The following is an 18,061-nucleotide window of genomic DNA, read 5'->3' as shown; positions in this document are numbered from 1 at the left end:
GGATGCCCGCCAGGCGGGGCTGGCGAGTAGGACGATCGCGGGACGCTTCAGCGGAGATCAGGAAGAGCTGGCCGTGGTCGACGCCGTGTCATCTGTCATGTTCACCGGGGCGCTAGGACCGGCGGGTCGGGCCGTGATCGTCAGTGGTGCGAGTCCCGCGCAGCTCCTTGGGTCTGCGGCGTCCGTCGTGGCGTCGGTGTCGAGGCTTGCGAACGACGGCGCACAGCAGGGTCTGCTCGGAGTCCGCGACAGCGGACCGGGAGCCGAGCTCGCGGCCGGCCCGGGGCGCTTGAGGACGCGATGGTGCCGGCGCTGAGCGCGACCACGGCGTCAAGGACGTTGCAGGTGATCGTCGCGGCGACGAGGAGGCGGATCCGCCGGGATAGGACAGCGCGCCGCGCCACGGTCGGAGCCAGGGATGCAGCAAACCGTCGCAAGAGCCTCATAGCTGTGACTGTCGGCCCGGAATAGCGGTTGAGTCGCTGCTTGGAACGGCGGTCGTGGCGTTCCACATGGGGCCGGGCCTTCCGCCGACCGTTGCGGTGCGTAGACCACCGGTCCAGGGGGGCGGGACCTCGGACTCTACCTGTCAGCTGAGGCCGCGCGAAGAGTCGAAAGCAACTCTGACACGAAAGGCACACATCATGATGTCGGGCTACGGACAAGGCATGGGATGGATGTGGCTCTGGATTCCTCTGCTACTCATTGGGGTCGCGCTGCTGGTGTTGCTGGCGGTAAGAGTCTTCGGCGGCGGCATCCGTAACGGATACGGACCTCCAGGCCCCTCGGGGCCGGGCGGGCCGCCGCCGGCTGGAGGGGGCAGGGCCCGCGAGATCCTCGACGAGCGCTTTGCGCGAGGAGAACTCACCGCGGATCAGTACCGCGAATATCTCAAGGTACTCGGTGAGGGCCCGTAGTGAAGCCCATCAGTCGCCGTCAGGCATTGTTGCTGGGCGGGATCGGCGTTGCGGGGACGGCGGCCGGCGGGGCCGGGCTGATCTGGACCCTGACCGCGCGGGAGGCCCCCGTCACGGGAAGCGACCTGACCCAGCCTCCGGAGGAACGGAGCACCGACGGCCAGCTGCAGGTACGGCTCGAAGCCGCACCCGGACAGCTGCTGCTGGCCGGCCGGCAGGCCGCGGCCCTTGGCTACAACGGCGGCATCCCCGGCCCGACACTGCGCATACGGGCGGGTGACGTCCTGAAGATCGGGCTCGTCAACAAGCTGGCCCAGACCACCAACCTGCACGTGCACGGCCTCCACGTATCCCCGGAGGGCAACGGGGACAACGTCTTCGTCGCAGTGGACCCCGGCGGCACCTTCGACTACGAATACGGACTCCCCGACGATCATCCCCCGGGCGTCTACTGGTACCATCCCCACCACCACGGCATGGTCGCCGATCAGATCTTCGCCGGACTCTTCGGAGCCATCATCGTCGAGGACCCTGAACCCGTCGAGGCAAGTGCGGAACGGGTACTGGTCATCTCGGACACCACCCTGGACGACCTGGGGAACATCCCGGAGGTCCCCGCGATGGAACGGATGAGGGGCCGGGAGGGTGAACTGATCCTGGTCAACGGTCAAAGCAACCCCCACATCAGCGCCCGCCCGGGACAACGCGAACGGTGGCGCATCATCAACACGTGCGTGTCCCGCTACCTCCGTCTGCGGCTCGACGGACAGCGGCTGCAGCTCCTCGGTATGGACTCCGGCCGCTTCCCGACACCGCGGACAGTGAATGAACTTCTCCTGACGCCGGGGAATCGGGCAGACCTCCTCGTGACCACGACGACCGGGGACTCCACGTTGCGCGCGCTCTACCAGGACCGGGGGGCCATGCCGGGAATGATGGGATCGGGATCCGGAGCACGCAACCCTGCAGACCAGCCGGACGGCACCGCCCTGGCCACCCTCCGCGTGGCCGGCGACCCGGTGGCAGCCCTGACAGCCGTGCCCGCCCAGCAGGGGCTGGCAGACCTTCGGTCCGGGTCCGTCGCGGCGCACCGGCAGATCGTCCTGGCCGCCGGCATGGGCGGAGGCATGGGCGAGGGCGGGGGCATGGGCGGGGGCATGGGCGGGGGCATGATGCGGTTCACCATCAACGGCAGGGAGTTCGATGAGGCCAGAACAGACGTAACGGTCGCAGCCGGGGATGTGGAGGAATGGACGTTGATCAACACCAGTCCCATGGACCACCCGTTCCACCTCCATGTCTGGCCGATGCAGATCATCGAGGAAAACGGCCGAGCCACGAACGCCGCACTCTGGCAGGACGTCGTAAATGTACCCGCCAACGGGCGTGTGAAGGTAAGGGTGGCATTCAAGGACTTCCGCGGCCGCTCGGCCTACCACTGCCACATCCTGGACCACGAAGACCTCGGCATGATGGGCGCCGTCGACGTCCGGTGAAAGGTCGCATCATGCATCCTGGTACCGCCCGGCCGGCAGTCTGCTGCAGAGATGTCACGGTCGAGCGCACCACACGCTGTCCTGACCGAAGACCCGCCCTGTTCGCCATGGCTCGACACACGGAAGCACCGGCCCCGGGATCAGCGACCTCGCGCCGCGGATCCGGGACGCCCAGGGACCCGCGATCGAGACCATGAAGGGCTGGCTGGAGACCCGGGACGACGCCATGGGTCCGGACAGCATGGAGGGATGCCCGCGTCCCTCTGACGGGCCGGGCCGGGCCGGGCCCGCATTGCACCCGCGTGCCGGGCGCCCCTACGCCCGGCAGGTGGATGAGCGTGAGCGAGGCCCCGAGGACCTCCTCGCCGGGTTCCCTGCGGGTCTTGCGACCGGTCGCGCGGCGGAAGCAGCCATCGCCGGGATCGGCGAGGCGTCGATCCCCGTGACGCAGAGGTCCTCGGATGGCTCGCGGAGGCCTACGCCGGCGCGATCCGACGGTGTGGTGGTGCGGCGGTGACACGGGCGCCGGCTCACCGCCCACTCGGTAGCCTCCGGCAACGGTCTGAGGCTAGGCTCGTGACGTGACCCATGACACCCCAGCCCCCGCCCCGTCCCCCAGCGAGCAGCCCGCACGGCAGGCCACGGCCATCGACGCCGTCGCGACGTCCTACTACGAGACGCTGCTCGAGCTGATGCCCGACTTCGCCACCGAGCTGGGCCTCCCCGGCCACGAGACGGAGTACCAGGACTACTCGCCCGCCGGCATCGAAGCCCTCGCCGAAGCCGCCCGCACCACCCTGCGCCTGCTCGAGGACCTGCAGCCGGCCGACGCCGTCGACGCCGTCACGCTGGACGCGATGCGGGAGAGGCTCGGCCTTGACCTCGAGATCCACGAGGCCGGGTTCGGCTACTCCGAGCTCAACAACATCGCCTGCCCCGCCCAGAACATCCGCGCGATCTTCGATCTCATGCCCACCGCAACCGCGGAGGACTGGGACCACATCGCCGGACGCATGGCGAACGTGCCCGGCGCGATCGACGGATACATCTCCTCCCTCCGCGCCGGACGCGAGCGCGGCCTGGTCGCCGCACGCCGGCAGGTCGCCATCGTGATCGAGCAGTCCACCAAGTACGCGGAGGACGGCTCGATCACGATGGCGACCTGCCGGCGTGCGGCGACCAGGCCGCGCTCGCGTCCGGCGCGGAGGGAGGAGATGTATCCGTCGATCGCGCCGGGCACGTTCGCCATGCGTCCGGCGATGTGGTCCCAGTCCNGCCGGCTGCGGACCGGCGCCGAGGCCGCCCGCGGCGCCTACCGCTCGCTCGCGACCTTCCTGCAGGACGACCTCCTCCCCTCCGCCCCCGAGAAGGACGCCGTGGGGCGGGAGCACTACGCCCTGATGTCCCGCGTGTTCCTCGGCTCCGCCGTCGACCTCGAGGAGACCTACCGGTGGGGCGTCGAGGAACTCGACCGCGTCATCGCCGAGCAGGAGGCCGTGGCGAACGAGATCCGGGAGGGCGCCTCGATCGAGGAGGCCATCCGCATCCTCGACGAGGATCCCGCCCGCCAACTCCAGGGCACCGATGCGCTGCAGGCGTGGATGCAGGGGCTCTCCGACAGGGCGGTCGACGCCATGGCCGGGGTCCACTTCGACATCCCCGACGTGATGCGGCGCCTCGAGTGCAGGATCGCCCCGACCAACGAGGGCGGCATCTACTACACCGGCCCCAGCGACGACTTCTCGCGCCCCGGCCGGATGTGGTGGTCCGTGCCCGAGGGTGAGGATTCCTTCACCACCTGGAAGGAGACGACCACCGTCTACCACGAGGGCGTCCCGGGGCATCACCTGCAGGTCGCGACGGCGACCTACCAGCGCGCACTGCTGAACCCCTGGCGCCGCAACGCCATCTGGGTGTCCGGGCAGGGTGAGGGCTGGGCCCTGTACGCGGAACGCCTCATGCAGGAACTCGGCTTCCTGTCCGATCCGGGTGACCGCCTCGGGATGCTCGACGCCCAGCGCATGCGCGCCGCGCGCGTGGTGTTCGACATCGGCGTCCACCTGGAACTGGAGGTCCCCGAGCGGTGGGGCGAGGGCACCTGGACGCCGGAGAAGGGCTACGCCTTCCTGAGGAAGAACATCGCCATCAGCGAGGGGCAGCTCGACTTCGAGTTCACCCGCTACCTCGGCTGGCCGGGACAGGCACCGTCCTACAAGATCGGCCAGCGCCTCTGGGAGCAGATCCGCGACGAGGTCAGGGCTGCCGAGGGCGATGCCTTCGACCTCCGCGCCTTCCACACGCGGGCCCTCAACCTGGGCTCCGTGGGACTCGATACGCTCCGCCGCGCGCTGGTCTCCTGACGTAGACGTTCGTCACAGGCGGACCGGGAGTCCTTCCCGGTCCGCCCGCGACGGCGGCGGCATTCCGCGGAAGTGCCGCGAGGACGGGCACGACGGCGGCCCCGAGCTCCGTAACATTCCGCAACGTGCGCTTCGCCTTGGTATACGGCATCCCTAGAGTTTCGGGCGTGTCTACTGAAACCAGCTCCCCGCCCACCCGGCGCAGGCTGCCCCGCTGGGCGACCTCCTTCGGACCGCAGATCATCGCAGCCCTGGTCGTGGGGCTGGCCCTCGGCCTCGTGGCCAAGTACACGGGGCACACCCAGGAGACCCCCACCGGTCTCGGCACCACGCTCGCCACCCTCGGCTCGAGCTACGTGGCCCTGCTGCGCGCCGCCGTCGTCCCCCTGATCTTCACCGCGGTCGTCAGCTCCATCGCGAATCTCCGCGCCGTCACCAACGCCGCCCGGCTCGCCGCGCAGACCCTGCTCTGGTTCGCCATCACCGCCCTGATCGCCGTGGTCATCGGCATCGGGCTCGGCGTGCTCTTCCAGCCCGGCGCCGGCACGGAGGCGACCCCGCCCGCCGAATACACCGGCAGCACCGGCAGCTGGTGGGCCTTCCTGACCGGGCTGATCCCCGCCAACTTCCTCGGCCTCCAGGCCTCCTCCGCCGTCGCCGAGTCCGGAGCCGTCACCACGGCCCTGAACTTCAACGTGCTGCAGGTCCTCGTGGTCGCCGTGGCCGTCGGCATCGCAGCCCTCAAGGTGGGCAAGCAGGCCGAACCGTTCCTCGCCGTCAACGCCTCCGCCCTGGCCGTCATCCAGAAGGTCCTCTGGTGGATCATCCGGATCGCCCCGCTCGGCACGGTCGGCCTCATCGGCAACGCCGTCGCCGTCTACGGCTGGGACACCATCGGCTCGCTCGGCAAGTTCACGCTGGCCGTCTACGTGGGCCTGGCCCTCGTGCTGTTCGCGGTGTACCCCGTGCTGATCAAGGCGCACGGGCTGTCGGTCAAGCAGTACTTCTCGGGTGCCTGGCCCGCCATCCAGCTGGCCTTCGTCTCGCGGTCGTCGGTGGGCACGCTGCCGCTCACGCAGCGCGTCACGGAACGGAACCTCGGAGTACCCCGCGGGTACGCCTCGTTCGCCGTCCCCCTGGGCGCGACGACGAAGATGGACGGCTGCGCGGCCATCTACCCGGCGATCGCCGCGATCTTCGTGGCCCAGTTCTTCGGGATCGATCTCAGCCTCACCCAGTACCTGCTGATCGCGCTCGTCTCCGTGCTCGGCTCTGCCGCGACCGCCGGGACCACGGGCGCCGTCGTCATGCTGACGCTCACGCTCTCCACGCTGGGACTCCCCCTGGCCGGCGTCGGCCTGCTCCTCGCCGTCGACCCGATCCTCGACATGGGCCGCACCGCCGTGAACGTGGCGGGCCAGGCCCTCATCCCGACGATCGTCGCGCGGCGCGAAGGCCTGCTGGACCTCGATCTCTACAACGCGCAGCGCACCGGCGACCCGTTCGCCGATGACAGCGTGACCGATACAGACGATGCAGTCGAGGCAGTCGCCACCGCCCCCAACGACGGCATCTCGGCGTCCGTGACCCGCTAGGCTCCGTCCGCCGGCACGACGGCCCGCCCCCGGCATCCGCCCGGGAGCGGGCCGTCCTGTATCCGGCTAACGATTCGGCGCCGTTCCGGGCCACGGCGGCGCTTTCCGCCGGACACGGGAGGACGATTGTCCTCCCTATCCAGCACGACCAGGTGGTGCGCCATGAAGAATTCGCGCATGACGGGGAAGCTCTCCGCCACACTCGCCGCCCTCGCCCTCACTGCAGGCCTCGGCCTCGCAGGCGGGCCTCCGGCATCCGCCGCATACTGCGGCATCACATGGGGCTCGACGGCGAAGGCCGCCACCTCCACACTCCGTCCGGCTCCCATCACGGACGTCCGTGCAGGCCGGCACGCATGCTTCGACCGGCTGGTCGTCGATGTGCGGAGGCGTACGGCCGGGTATACCGTCCAGTACGTCGGCGCCTTCACCGGCATCGGGTCCGGTGAGACGATCCCCCTCCGTGGTGGGGCGCGCCTGTCCGTGACGGTGAACGCTCCGGCCTACAACCAGGCCGGACAAGCCGTCTATCAGCCCGTCGACCCCCGGCGGGTCGTGAACGTCGCGGGCTACACCACGTTCCGCCAGGTGGCGTACGGCGGAAGCTACGAGGGATACACGAGCTTCGGGCTCGGGGTGCGGGCACGCCTTCCCATGCGGGTCTTCGTGCTGCCGGGGCCCGGCGCCGGGTCGAGGGTGGTGATCGACGTCGCGCACCGCTGGTGAGGAGCCCGGCGGTCGCGCCCCCGCGCGCGGGGGCACCTAGGCTTGGTGCATGACCCTCCGCCTGATCCTCGCGTCGAAATCCCCTGCCCGCACCCGACTCCTCGACGACGCGGGCATCCGGCACACGGTGCTCGTCTCCTCCGTGGACGAGCCCGCCGTCGTCGCCTCCTACGGCGACCTCGACGCGCACGACACCTCGCTGCTGCTGGGGCGCGCCAAGGCCGAGGCCGTCGCGGCGCTGGACGAGGCGGATGACGCCCTCGTCCTCGGGTGCGACTCCGTGTTCGAGTTCGACGGCGAGGCGCACGGCAAGCCCTACGAACCCGCGGTGGCGATCGAACGCATCAGCCGTATGCGCGGCCGCTCCGGCGTCCTGCACACGGGCCACTGGCTCGTGGACACGCGGGACGGCGGATCCGGTGCCACCCTCGGGGCGGTCTCCTCGGCGACCGTCCACTTCGGCGCGATGTCCGACGCCGAGGTCCACGCGTACGTGGCCAGCGGAGAGCCCCTGCACTGCGCCGGATCCTTCACCATCGACGGCCTGGGCGGTGCCTTCATCGAGCGCGTCGACGGCGATCCGCACGCCGTCGTCGGGCTCAGCATCTCCACGCTCCGCGCCCTCCTGCACGCGGCCGGCGTCTCCGTGACGGATCTCTGGGCGCCCACGGCCGCCTTGTAGGTTCCCTACAAAGGATCGCCGCACAACACTCCCGTTCGGCACGATCCATGGGCGGAAGCCACCAAACCGGGCTAGGCTCCCACGAGAGAAGAAGGAGCCCCACCCCCCATGAGCCAGTCCCCCCTCAGCCCGTCCGCGTCCACCCCCGCGAGCGCTCACGGCGCCGACCCCGGTTCCGCGGAGCACCGCCCGGTGACGAAGGTCCTGGTCGCCAATCGGGGGGAGATCGCCGTCCGGGTCATCCGCGCCGCCCGTGACGAGGGGATCGCGTCCGTCGCGGTGTACGCGGAACCGGACCGCGACGCCCTGCACGTCCGCATGGCCGACGAGGCGTTCGCCCTCGGCGGGGAGACCGCCGCGGAGTCCTACCTGGTAATGGACCGCATCCTGGAGGCCGCGGAGCGCAGCGGCGCCGACGCGATCCACCCCGGCTACGGCTTCCTGTCGGAGAACGCCGAGTTCGCACAACGGGTCCTCGACGCCGGCATCACCTGGATCGGCCCTTCCCCCCACTCGATCGCGCAGCTCGGCGACAAGGTCCAGGCCCGGCACATCGCGCAGCGCGTCGGTGCGCCGCTGGTCCCGGGCACCACGGACCCGGTGGAATCGGTCCAGGAGGTCATCGACTTCGCCTCCGAGTTCGGGCTGCCGATCGCGATCAAGGCGGCGTTCGGCGGCGGCGGGCGCGGCATCAAGGTGGTCCGCAGCCACGAGGAGATCCCCGAGCTGTTCGACTCCGCGGTGCGCGAGGCGACGGCGGCCTTCGGCCGCGGCGAGTGCTTCGTGGAGCGCTTCCTCGACGCCCCGCGCCACGTCGAGACCCAGTGTCTCGCGGACGCCCACGGGAACGTCGTCGTTGTCTCCACGCGCGACTGCTCGCTGCAGCGCCGCAACCAGAAGCTCGTGGAGGAAGCGCCCGCCCCCTTCCTCACCGCCGGGCAGAACACGCAGCTCTACGAGGCCTCCAAGGCCATCCTCCGCGAGGCGTCGTACCAGGGCGCGGGCACCTGCGAGTTCCTCGTGGGCCGGGACGGCACCATCTCCTTCCTCGAGGTGAACACGCGGCTCCAGGTGGAGCACCCCGTCTCCGAGGAGGTCACCGGCCTCGACCTCGTACGCGAGCAGTTCCGGATCGCGCGCGGCGAGAAGCTCGGGTACGGGGATCCCGAGGTCCGCGGCCACGCGTTCGAGTTCCGCATCAACGGCGAGGACGCCGGCCGCGGTTTCATGCCCGCCCCCGGCACCGTCCAGACGTTCACCCTCCCCACCGGGCCGGGCATCCGCGTGGACTCCGGCGTCGAGGCCGGCGAGGTGATCGGCGGCAACTTCGACTCCATGCTCGCCAAGCTGATCGTCAGCGGCGCAACCCGCGACCAGGCCCTCCAGCGCGCGCGCCGGGCCCTGAGGGAGATGGTCGTGGAGGGCATGCCGACCGTGCTCCCGTTCCACGCCGCCGTCGTCGAGGACCCCGCGTTCGCCCCGGCCGACGGCCCGTTCTCGGTGCACACGCGCTGGATCGAGACGGAGTTCGCCAACACCATCGAGCCGTGGAAGGGGTCCACGGAGCCCGCCGCGGACGAGGACGCCCGCCAGCGCGTCACCGTGGAGGTGGGCGGGCGCCGCCTCGACGTGGTGCTGCCCGCAGGGTTCGGTACGACGTCGAACGGCAAGCCGGCCGCACCGGCGAAGTCCAAGAAGTCCTCACGTGCCCGGGCCGGCAAGACGGCCGTCAGCGGCGACGAACTGACCTCTCCCATGCAGGGCACCATCGTGAAGGTCGCGGTGTCCGACGGCGACACGGTGGCCGAGGGCGATCTCATCATGGTGCTCGAGGCCATGAAGATGGAGCAGCCGCTCACGGCGCACAAGTCGGGCACGCTGTCCGGCCTGGCCGCGAAGCCCGGCGACACCGTGTCCGCCGGGTCCGTCCTCGCCACCATCCGCGACTAGCTGCACCACGGGCCGTCCTGGCATGGAATGACTCTGCCCTGATCTCCGTTGTGGAACCGTCGGTAGTTTCCATAAGCCACAAAATGCTACGGAGTTGGTTCGTCATGAAAGCAATCGGAGTCACAGAGTTCGGCGGCCCCGAGGTCCTGACCGTTCAGGATCTTCCCGAACCACGCCCCGGTCAGAAGGAAGTGCGCATCAGGGTCAGGGCTGCCGCTGTCAGCCCGACCGACACGAACGTCCGCACGGGCGCCTACGACATGAGCCAGTCCGAGCCGCCGTACATGCCCGGGATGGACGCCGCCGGCGTCATCGACGAAGTGGGCGAGGGCAGCACGTGGTCGGTCGGCGACGAGGTCATGGCGATCGCGTTGCCCCTGGGCAGCTACGGCGGCGCCTACGTCGAATACCTCGTGGCGCCGGACGACTCGATCGCCCGGATCCCCACGAACACCACGCTCGAAGAAGCCGCCACTCTTCCCATGAACGGTCTGACGGCCGTGCAGATCCTCGAACTCGCCGCCCTGCAGCCCGGGCAGGTCATCGCCGTCACCGGTGGCGCAGGGACGCTGGGCAACTACACGATCCAGCTCGCCAAGCAGCAGGGCCTGGTCGTGATCACGGACGCAGCACCGAAGGATCGTCCCCTGGTGGAGGGTCTCGGAGCCGACCACGTCCTCGAGCGGGGTGCCGACCTCGCCGATCGCATCCGGGAGATCTTCCCGGACGGCGTCGACGCCGTCGCCGACACAGCGCTCCTGCACGACGACGTCGTACCAGCGCTGCGCGATCAGGGGGTCTTCGTCTCGGTCCGGGGCTGGAAGGGCGACCGGCCGACCCGCGGCATCCGCTTCGAGGCGGTGTGGGTGTTCGACGAGTATCTCTCCGCCGCGAAGCTCGACGGCCTGCGGCAGGCAGTGGAGGACGGCATCCTCACGCCTCGGGTGGCGGACACCCTGCCCGCCGAGGACGCCCCCGAAGCCCACCGTCGCCTCGAGGCGGGCGGCGTCCGCGGCCGCCTCGTGCTGACCTTCTAGGTCGCTCGGGCCGGGAGCGCCGGCCCTCCTGGCCCCACGCGGTGGTCGTGCGCGAGCACGACCACCGTGTGGCCGGGCCGAGACGATCGAGATCGAAGGCAGCAATTCGGTCTCGGCCTCCTCGAGGTGTTCATCCGTTATTGACTTCTCCCCGCTGAGCGACCACGCTTGGGGTCTCGCCCCGGACCCTGGCAGAGAACCGCTATTGCCGTTCCACCAGGGGAGTCCCATGCCACACGCACATCACGACGAGCCCTACCGCGAGGACACTGCCACCCGTACGCTTCGTGGCCTCACCGCTGAGGCGTGTGGGTCGTGAGCGAGGAGCTGAGGGGAATGCCCTCGTCACAGTACGGCGGCAGTGTGCGGGAGCGTGATCTCGCCACGGAACTGGCGGAGCTGGCCCGCGGGCTGCAGCAGGAACCGGACTCGGACGCGATCCTCGCCGGGTTCGTCCACGCGGCCATCGAACTGATCCCGGGGGTCGACGAGGGCTCCGTGAGCCTCGTCCTCGGGCGGAGGAACATCGGAGCCCGCGCCTGCTCCGGGGACCTGCCCGTGCGTATCGATGCGCTGCAGATGGAGACCGGCGAGGGCCCGTGCATGGAAGCCGCGTACGAGCACCGGACGGTGCGGGTCCCGGACATGGCGCACGAGCAGCGGTGGCCCCTCTTCGCCCAGCGCGCCACCGAGGCCGGCGCCCGGGGGATGCTCTCCATCCAGCTGTGGGTGGAAGGCGATGATCTCGGCGCCCTGAACCTCTACTCGTACAAGGCCGACGCCTTCACGGACGAGTCGGAGAACGTGGGCCTGCTCGTCGCCTCCCACGCCGCCGTGGCGTTCGCCGAGGCCGAGAAGAGCCGACAACTCCACGCAGCCATCGATTCCAGGGACGCCATCGGCCAGGCCAAGGGCATCCTCATGGAACGCCACAAGATCACCGGCGAGCAGGCGTTCATCGTGCTGTCCATGGCCAGCCAGCGCACCCACCTGAAGCTCTGGAGCGTCGCCGACTACCTGATCAACAGCGGCGACCTCCCCGACAGGGACACCGCACACTGAGGCGCGCGGTGCGGGACCACTAGCCGTCCTCGTTCCCCTTGCCGCCGTTCCCGGGCGGGCTCTTCTCCCCGCGCTCGGCGGCTTCCCGCGCCTTCTCCTCGGCCTTGCGCTGCTGCTCGGCAGCCTTCTCGGCGGCTTTGTCGGCAGCCGTACCGCCGCTGTTCCCGCCTGCGCCCTGATCGGCAGAGTCTTCGCCGCTTGGATCATCGCTGCCGGTATCGTCGCCCGTGATGTCGTCGTCGTCCGTCTCGTCGGGCTCGGTGTCATCCGGGACGGTGCCCTCGGGGGCCGGCCCGGGAGCGGGCTGCGCCGGGGGTGAGTCAGCGGGAGCGGGTGGCGCCTCGGTAGGTACAGGTTGCGCGGGGGGTGCGTCGGCCGGGGCGGGCAGCACGGGCGTCGGAACTCCGTCCGGCACCACCGGCGCGGAGGTGTCCGCCACCTCGTCCGACGGCGCTTCGACCGGGGCCTCCGACGGTACCTCCGGCGTCCCGGCCGGAACCTGCCCGGCATCGAGCGAGGCGATCAGGGCGTCGATGCGCGTGCCGATCAGTGCAGCGCGCTCCTCGGTGACGGTGCCGTCGGTCCGGGCACCGTCCACGTCGTTCTTCAGGCGCTCGGCCCGGACGATGGCGCCGTCGATGTCACCCGCGGCAGCCGTCGTGGCGATGGCACGGACCTCGGCCTGCAGGTCCCCGGCCACGCCGGCGTCGATCGCCTCGTTGCCACACCCCGTGAGGAGCATCGTCGAGCCGATCAGGAGGGGCAGCAACTGCCTGCGGAGGGCCGTCACGGCTGCACGCTGTCGTAGAGTTCCTGCAATTTCTCGCCTGTCTCGCCGGGCACGGCCGGCAGGGGGTCGAGCTCGGATCCCGCGTCGGGGGCGGTCGTGGTGGTGAAGGCCCACAGGGCGGCTGCCAGAAGCCCGATGACGAGTAGCGTGACCAGCCACGGGAGCACATGCCGACGGCGTCCGGAGGGACGGGCCGTGGACGTCCGGGTACCGGTGGGCTGCCGGCGCGGCGAGGCCGGACCGCGGTTCTCCGGACGGGCAACAGTCGCCGTCACGCGCCGCGTCCCGGACGATGCGACAGCGGGAGCAGCAGGCTCGACCGTCGGGCCGGACGCCGCCGTGTGGGATGTGGTCGTGCCGGCCATCGGGGCTGCCGCAGGAGGGGTCGACACGCTACCGAGCGCCGCAGTGTCCGACGTCGGCACACCCATCGCGGCCGTGCGCGGAGCGTAAGTACGCGGAGTGGCGCCGCCGCCCGAAGGCATCGTCGTCGTCCGTGACACTCCCGCGGGCAGCATGACCGTGGTCGCGTTCCCGCCGTCGTGCTGCGGGCCCATGGCCGTCAGGGCCCGGACCACGCGGGCGGCGTCGGGCCGGTCGGCCGGGTCGTCGAGCGTCATGGACACCAGGAGCGCCGACAGTGCGGGGCCGGCAGCATGCGGGATGGACGGGCTGCGGTGCAGGCGCGCCAGGGCGCTCTCGACGCCGGTTCCGGGAAAGGCGCGCTCCCCCGCCAGGGCCTCGATCAGCACGAGCCCGAGGGAGTACATGTCCGAGGGCTGGCCCACGCCGTCGCCCCGTGTCTGTTCGGGGCTGAAGTAGGCGGCGCTGCCGATCACCTGCCCCGTGGCGGTCATCCGGCTTCCGTCGAAGAACCGGGCGATCCCGAAGTCGGTGAGCAGGAAGCGGAAGACGCCGCTGTCGGCATCCGCCTGCCGCGTCAGGACGTTCGAGGGCTTCAGGTCGCGGTGCACGATCCCGCGCCCGTGGATGTACTGGAGCGTCCGGGCCAGATCGAGCGCCAGGAGGCGGACGTCCTCCCTCCCGAGCGGGCCGCCGGAGCGCAGCAGCACGCCCAGGTCCGGTCCGTCGACGAGTTCCATGACCAGATAGGCGTTGTCCCCGGTGTCGTCGCCGCTGTCCATGTCCAGGACGCGGACCAGGCCGGGGTGGTCGAGCCCGGCGAGCATCCGGGCCTCCGCGGACCCCCGTTCGATGCCGTCGGAGATGCCTGGCCGGAAGAGTTTGACGGCCACGTTCCGCTCGAGCCGTGTGTCCCGGGCCGAGAAGACATCCGCCATCCCGCCGGTGCCGACGCGCTCCCCCAGGGCGTACCGCCCTGCCAGTGCCTGCTTCTCCAATGCCACCTGCTTCCGCTACCCCGCTGTGCGGCTTCCGGGCGCTCGCGATCGGCGCGCGCGCGGGAATTTGGTAAGCCGACTTTCCATCAAGTGTACGGGGCGGGCGCGATCCGGGGGGAAGCGGTGTCGCCGTGCACGCGGTCGGACACCACCCGGGAACGACCACGGCGCCGCACCCGGGTGGGTGCGGCGCCGTCGGACGGGCTACGGGCCGATCAGGCGACGTTGTTCTCGTAGTCGCGGTCCCGGGTCTCCTGCGAGATCCAGAGCGCGATGAAGGTGGCGACGGCGGCAACGCTCAGGTAGGCGCCCACCAGCACGGTGCTTCCGCCCGCGGCCTGCCACAGCGCCACGGCGATGAAGGAGGCAGGTGCGGCGCCGATCATGCTCGACACGTTGTACGCGACCGCGGACCCCGTGTAGCGGACGTTGGCGGGGAAGAGCTCGGGCAGCACCGCGGCCATGGGGCCGAAGGTGAGTCCCATGAGGATGAAGCCGATGATCAGCAGCGCCATGGCGCCCACGGTCCCCGCGCCGAACAGGGGAGCCCACAGGAGCCCGAAGACGGCGATGCCCGCGGTGGTGGCGAGCAGCATCTTGCGGCGGCCGAAGCGCTCGGCCAGCGGACCGGACACGAGCGTGAAGATGCCGAAGAACACGACGCCGAGGATCAGCATCCAGAGGAAGTCGGTGCGCGCCATGCCCAGCCCGGGCACGAACGCCGCGGCATCCGCGTCGGTGAACACGCGGCCCGCCGCCTCGGCGTTGGCCCGCGCCTGCTCCTCGCTCGACGGCGCCGTCCCGTAGGTCAGGGTGAAGGCGGTCATGAAGTAGAAGAGCACGTAGGTCGCGAACATGATGAACGTACCGAGGATCAGGGCCCGCCAGTGCAGGCGGAAGGTGGTGCCGAGCGGCACCTTCACCACCTTGCCCTCGTTCTGGACCTTCTGGAAGGACGCACTCTCGATGAGCTTGAGCCGCACGTAGAGGCCGATGATCACCATGACCGCGCTCAGCAGGAACGGCACGCGCCAGCCCCAGCTGAGGAACTCCTCCGGGGTGAGGACGGTGCTCAGCAGGACGAACAGCAGGTTGGCCAGGATGAAGCCGATCGGAGCACCGAGCTGCGGGAACGTCCCGTAGATGGCCCGCTTGCCCTCGGGGGCGTTCTCGGTGGCCAGCAGGGCCGCGCCGCTCCACTCGCCACCGAGCGCGAGGCCCTGCAGGAAGCGCAGCACCACGAGCAGCAGCGGGGCCAGGAGCACCCAGCCGTCGTTCGTCGCCGCCGGCAGCAGGCCGATCAGGAAGGTCGCGATGCCCATCGTGAGCAGCGAGGCCACGAGGGTGGCCTTGCGCCCGATCTTGTCGCCGAAGTGGCCGAAGACGATGGACCCGAGCGGCCGGGCGACGAACGCGACGCCGAACACGGCGAAGGAGCTGAGCAGCTGGTTCGCGGAGGTCTGGTTCGGGAAGAACAGGGCCGGGAACACCAGCACGGCGGCCGTGGCGTAGATGTAGAAGTCGTAGAACTCGACCGTCGTTCCGATGAGGCTGGCGAAGATCACCCTGCCCCGGGAGTTCAACGGCTTGGTGGTTCCGCCGGCACTGGCGGACGTAGGGGAGGTCATGGGCGTCGGCTTTCTTGAAACGAGGCGCCGCCGCGGGAGCCCGAGGCCACCGCAGCACGGCGTCCGTGCAACAGATGAATGCCAATATCTGACCACCGGCGTCCATCAGGTGGATAAGCCTGTCCAGCATCTGGACACCGGGAACCGGAGGCCCCGCCCGACCGGTGGGTCAGATGTGCACGTGCAGGCGGCGTGCGGCCTCGGAGATGGACCCCGTCAGCGACGGGTACACGGTGAACGTGTTGGCGACGTCGTCCACGTGCAGCTTCTTCGTCACCGCGAGCGCCAGCGGGAAGATGAGCTCGGACGCGCGGGGGCCGACGACGACGCCACCGATCACCGTGCCGGAGCCCTTGCGGGAGATCACCTTCACGAAGCCGTCCTTCACGTTCATCATCTTGGCCCGGGCGTTGGTGTGCAGGGAGAGCTTCACGATGTCCCCCTGGTACCGCCCGGACTCGATGTCCTCCTCCGTCACGCCCACGGTGGCGATCTCCGGCGAGGTGAAGATGTTCGAGGCGACCTGCTTGAGCTTGATGGGGCTCACCGAGTCACCCATGAGGTGGGCGATGGCGATCCGTCCCTGCATGGCCGCCACCGAGGCGAGCGCGAAGACCCCGGTGCAGTCGCCGGCGGCGTACACGTTGGGCGCCGTGGTGCGGGACACGCCGTCCACCGTGATGTGGCCGGACTCGCCGACGGCCACCCCGGCCTCCTCGAGGCCGATGCCGCCGGTGTTGGGGACGGCGCCGACCGCGACGAGGCAGTGGCTGCCCTCCACCGTGCGGCCGTCCGCGAGGCGCACGACGACGCCGTCGTCGGTGCGGTCCACCGCCTCCGCGCGGGACTTGGACAGCACGGTCATGCCGCGGTCCTTGAACACGCCCTCGAGGACCTCGGCGGCGTCGGCGTCCTCGCCCGGCAGCACGCGGTCGCGGCTGGAGATCAGGGTGACCTTGGAGCCCAGCCCGTTGTAGGCGCTGGCGAACTCCGCCCCGGTGACGCCGGAGCCGACGACGATCAGATGGTCCGGGATCTCCCGGAGGTTGTAGAGCTGCGTCCAGTTGAAGATGCGTTCGCCGTCGGGCATGGCGCTCGGCAGCTCGCGCGGGGTGGCACCGACCGCGAGGAGCACGGCGTCGGCCTCGACGATGCTCGTCTCTCCCCCGGACCGGACCTCGAGGCGGTGGTTGTCGAGCAGCTTGCCCGTGCCGATGATGACGCGCACGCCGAGGCGTTCCAGGGTGGCGCGGATGTCGGAGGACTGCTCGACGGCGAGCTTCAGGAGCCGCTGGTTGACCTTGTCCAGGTCCGCGTAGACCTTGCTGTCCTCGGAGAACCGGACGCCGAGCCCGCTCGCATCCGTGAAGCGCGTCATGGTGTCCGCCGTCGCGATGAGGGTCTTGGACGGCACGACGTCCGTGAGGACCGCCGACCCGCCGAGGCCCTGGCGCTCCACGATGGTCACGTTCGCGCCGAGCGACGCCGCGACCAGCGCCGCTTCGTAGCCGCCGGGTCCCCCGCCCAGGATCGCAAGGCGCAGTGAACTGAAATCGAGTTGGTTGGTCACCGATCCATCATCGCGCATGCCACTGACGCGCGGGAAATAGAGGGTAGGTTGTAGCGGTGACTTCTGATCCCTTTGACCTGGCCCGCGACGCTGCCGGCCACATCGCCCGCGCCACCGGCATCGACCGGCATGACACCGCACTCGTCCTCGGCTCCGGCTGGGGGGAGGCCGCCGAGCTCATCGGCGAGACCACGCACACCCTCGACGCCGCGGACATCCCCGGCTTCTCGGCTCCCGCCGTCGTCGGCCACACCGGCACCATCCGCTCCGTCCTCACGCCCGCGGGCAAGCGCGCGCTGGTCCTCGGTGCCCGCACCCACTTCTACGAGGGCAAGGGCGTGCGGGCCGTGGTGCACGGCGTCCGCACCGCCGCCGCGACGGGCGCGACGACGATGATCCTCACCAACGGGTGCGGCGGCCTGCAGGAGCACTGGCAGCCCGGCACCCCCGTGCTGATCAGCGACCACATCAACCTCACGGCGTCATCGCCGCTCGAGGGCGCCACGTTCGTGGACCTCACGGACCTCTACTCCCCGCGCCTGCGCGAACTCGCCCGCCGCGTGGACCCCACGCTCGAGGAGGGCGTGTACGCGCAGTTCACGGGACCCCACTACGAGACGCCGGCCGAGGTCCAGTACGCCAGGCGCATCGGCGCCGACCTCGTGGGCATGTCCACGGCACTCGAGGCCATCGCGGCCCGGCACGCCGGCATGGAGGTCTTCGGCCTGTCACTCGTGACGAACCTCGCGGCCGGTATCAGCCCCGTCCCGCTCAGCCACACCGAGGTCCTCGAGGCCGGCCAGGCGGCGGGACCCCGCATCTCCCGCCTGCTCGCCGACATCGTCGCCACGCTCTAGCAGCCCCCGCCCGCAGCCCCGCCACCGCTC

14 protein-coding genes are annotated in these 18,061 nt (G+C 70.4%); 10 read left to right on the top strand and 4 right to left on the bottom strand.

Annotated features, from left to right (window positions below; translation table 11 throughout):
- The first annotated feature begins 644 nt into the window (after window positions 1-644).
- From RY94_RS18500 to RY94_RS15360, 9 genes are all read left to right on the top strand, one after another.
- Complete coding sequence (locus RY94_RS18500) at window positions 645-917, top strand: hypothetical protein (RefSeq protein ID WP_082046428.1); 273 nt, start codon at window positions 645-647, stop codon at window positions 915-917.
- On the top strand, window positions 917-2,413 hold the full coding sequence (locus RY94_RS15400) for a multicopper oxidase family protein (RefSeq protein ID WP_043447259.1): 1,497 nt from the start codon (window positions 917-919) through the stop codon (window positions 2,411-2,413). Before RY94_RS18500 ends, RY94_RS15400 begins: the two co-directional genes overlap by 1 nt.
- A gap of 581 nt (window positions 2,414-2,994) precedes the next feature.
- Window positions 2,995-4,773: a DUF885 domain-containing protein gene (locus tag RY94_RS15390; protein WP_043447255.1), complete on the top strand. Its 1,779-nt coding sequence runs from the start codon at window positions 2,995-2,997 to the stop codon at window positions 4,771-4,773.
- A 167-nt stretch (window positions 4,774-4,940) separates the two neighbouring features.
- Window positions 4,941-6,368, top strand: coding sequence for a dicarboxylate/amino acid:cation symporter (locus RY94_RS15385; RefSeq protein WP_043447252.1), 1,428 nt, complete (start codon window positions 4,941-4,943; stop codon window positions 6,366-6,368).
- Window positions 6,369-6,545: 177 nt separating this feature from the next.
- Complete coding sequence (locus RY94_RS15380) at window positions 6,546-7,094, top strand: AMIN-like domain-containing (lipo)protein (protein WP_043447249.1); 549 nt, start codon at window positions 6,546-6,548, stop codon at window positions 7,092-7,094.
- A 49-nt stretch (window positions 7,095-7,143) separates the two neighbouring features.
- The gene (locus RY94_RS15375) at window positions 7,144-7,776 is read left to right on the top strand and encodes a Maf family protein (protein ID WP_043447246.1); all 633 of its coding nucleotides are present in this window, start codon (window positions 7,144-7,146) and stop codon (window positions 7,774-7,776) included.
- Between the two features lie 108 nt (window positions 7,777-7,884).
- Window positions 7,885-9,726, top strand: coding sequence for an acetyl/propionyl/methylcrotonyl-CoA carboxylase subunit alpha (locus RY94_RS15370; protein ID WP_082046427.1), 1,842 nt, complete (start codon window positions 7,885-7,887; stop codon window positions 9,724-9,726).
- A gap of 104 nt (window positions 9,727-9,830) precedes the next feature.
- The gene (locus RY94_RS15365; protein ID WP_043447244.1) at window positions 9,831-10,763 is read left to right on the top strand and encodes an NADP-dependent oxidoreductase; all 933 of its coding nucleotides are present in this window, start codon (window positions 9,831-9,833) and stop codon (window positions 10,761-10,763) included.
- A gap of 336 nt (window positions 10,764-11,099) precedes the next feature.
- Window positions 11,100-11,825 (top strand): GAF and ANTAR domain-containing protein, encoded by a 726-nt coding sequence (locus tag RY94_RS15360; RefSeq protein WP_052274475.1) that lies wholly within the window; start codon window positions 11,100-11,102, stop codon window positions 11,823-11,825.
- 19 nt (window positions 11,826-11,844) lie between these two features.
- Here the strand turns inward: RY94_RS15360 and RY94_RS15355 are convergent, their stop codons facing one another.
- The 4 genes from RY94_RS15355 to RY94_RS15340 all read right to left on the bottom strand — a co-directional run bounded on the left by RY94_RS15355 (window position 11,845) and on the right by RY94_RS15340 (window position 17,174).
- Window positions 11,845-12,615: a hypothetical protein gene (locus tag RY94_RS15355; protein WP_043447238.1), complete on the bottom strand. Its 771-nt coding sequence runs from the start codon at window positions 12,613-12,615 to the stop codon at window positions 11,845-11,847.
- A complete protein-coding gene (locus tag RY94_RS17015; RefSeq protein ID WP_052274474.1) occupies window positions 12,612-13,976 on the bottom strand; it encodes a serine/threonine-protein kinase in 1,365 nt (454 codons plus the stop codon). The genes RY94_RS15355 and RY94_RS17015 overlap by 4 nt, the downstream gene beginning before the upstream one ends.
- Before the next feature lie 215 nt (window positions 13,977-14,191).
- The gene (locus RY94_RS15345; RefSeq protein WP_043447235.1) at window positions 14,192-15,604 is read right to left on the bottom strand and encodes an MFS transporter; all 1,413 of its coding nucleotides are present in this window, start codon (window positions 15,602-15,604) and stop codon (window positions 14,192-14,194) included.
- A gap of 169 nt (window positions 15,605-15,773) precedes the next feature.
- Window positions 15,774-17,174 (bottom strand): NAD(P)H-quinone dehydrogenase, encoded by a 1,401-nt coding sequence (locus RY94_RS15340; RefSeq protein WP_043447233.1) that lies wholly within the window; start codon window positions 17,172-17,174, stop codon window positions 15,774-15,776.
- A 56-nt stretch (window positions 17,175-17,230) separates the two neighbouring features.
- On the opposite strand from RY94_RS15340, the gene RY94_RS15335 reads away from it, so the two are divergent.
- Window positions 17,231-18,031 carry a purine-nucleoside phosphorylase gene (locus RY94_RS15335; protein WP_043447230.1) on the top strand — a complete coding sequence of 267 codons (801 nt, stop codon included), beginning with the start codon at window positions 17,231-17,233 and terminating at the stop codon, window positions 18,029-18,031.
- Window positions 18,032-18,061 lie beyond the last annotated feature (30 nt).

It is taken from the genome of Arthrobacter sp. L77 (assembly GCF_000816565.1).
Lineage (GTDB): Bacteria > Actinomycetota > Actinomycetes > Actinomycetales > Micrococcaceae > Arthrobacter_D > Arthrobacter_D antioxidans.
This window is presented reverse-complemented; position numbering and strand designations above follow the sequence as displayed.

Excerpts from the sequence above, each read along its gene's own strand:
- RY94_RS15365 (WP_043447244.1), top strand. The coding sequence starts at position 9,831 with ATGAAAGCAATCGGAGTCACAGAGTTCGGCGGCCCCGAGGTCCTGACC.
- RY94_RS15380 (WP_043447249.1), top strand. The coding sequence starts at position 6,546 with ATGACGGGGAAGCTCTCCGCCACACTCGCCGCCCTCGCCCTCACTGCA.
- RY94_RS15375 (WP_043447246.1), top strand. The coding sequence starts at position 7,144 with ATGACCCTCCGCCTGATCCTCGCGTCGAAATCCCCTGCCCGCACCCGA.
- RY94_RS15370 (WP_082046427.1), top strand. The coding sequence starts at position 7,885 with ATGAGCCAGTCCCCCCTCAGCCCGTCCGCGTCCACCCCCGCGAGCGCT.
- RY94_RS18500 (WP_082046428.1), top strand. The coding sequence starts at position 645 with ATGATGTCGGGCTACGGACAAGGCATGGGATGGATGTGGCTCTGGATT.
- RY94_RS15345 (WP_043447235.1), bottom strand. The coding sequence starts at position 15,604 with ATGACCTCCCCTACGTCCGCCAGTGCCGGCGGAACCACCAAGCCGTTG.
- RY94_RS15360 (WP_052274475.1), top strand. The coding sequence starts at position 11,100 with ATGCCCTCGTCACAGTACGGCGGCAGTGTGCGGGAGCGTGATCTCGCC.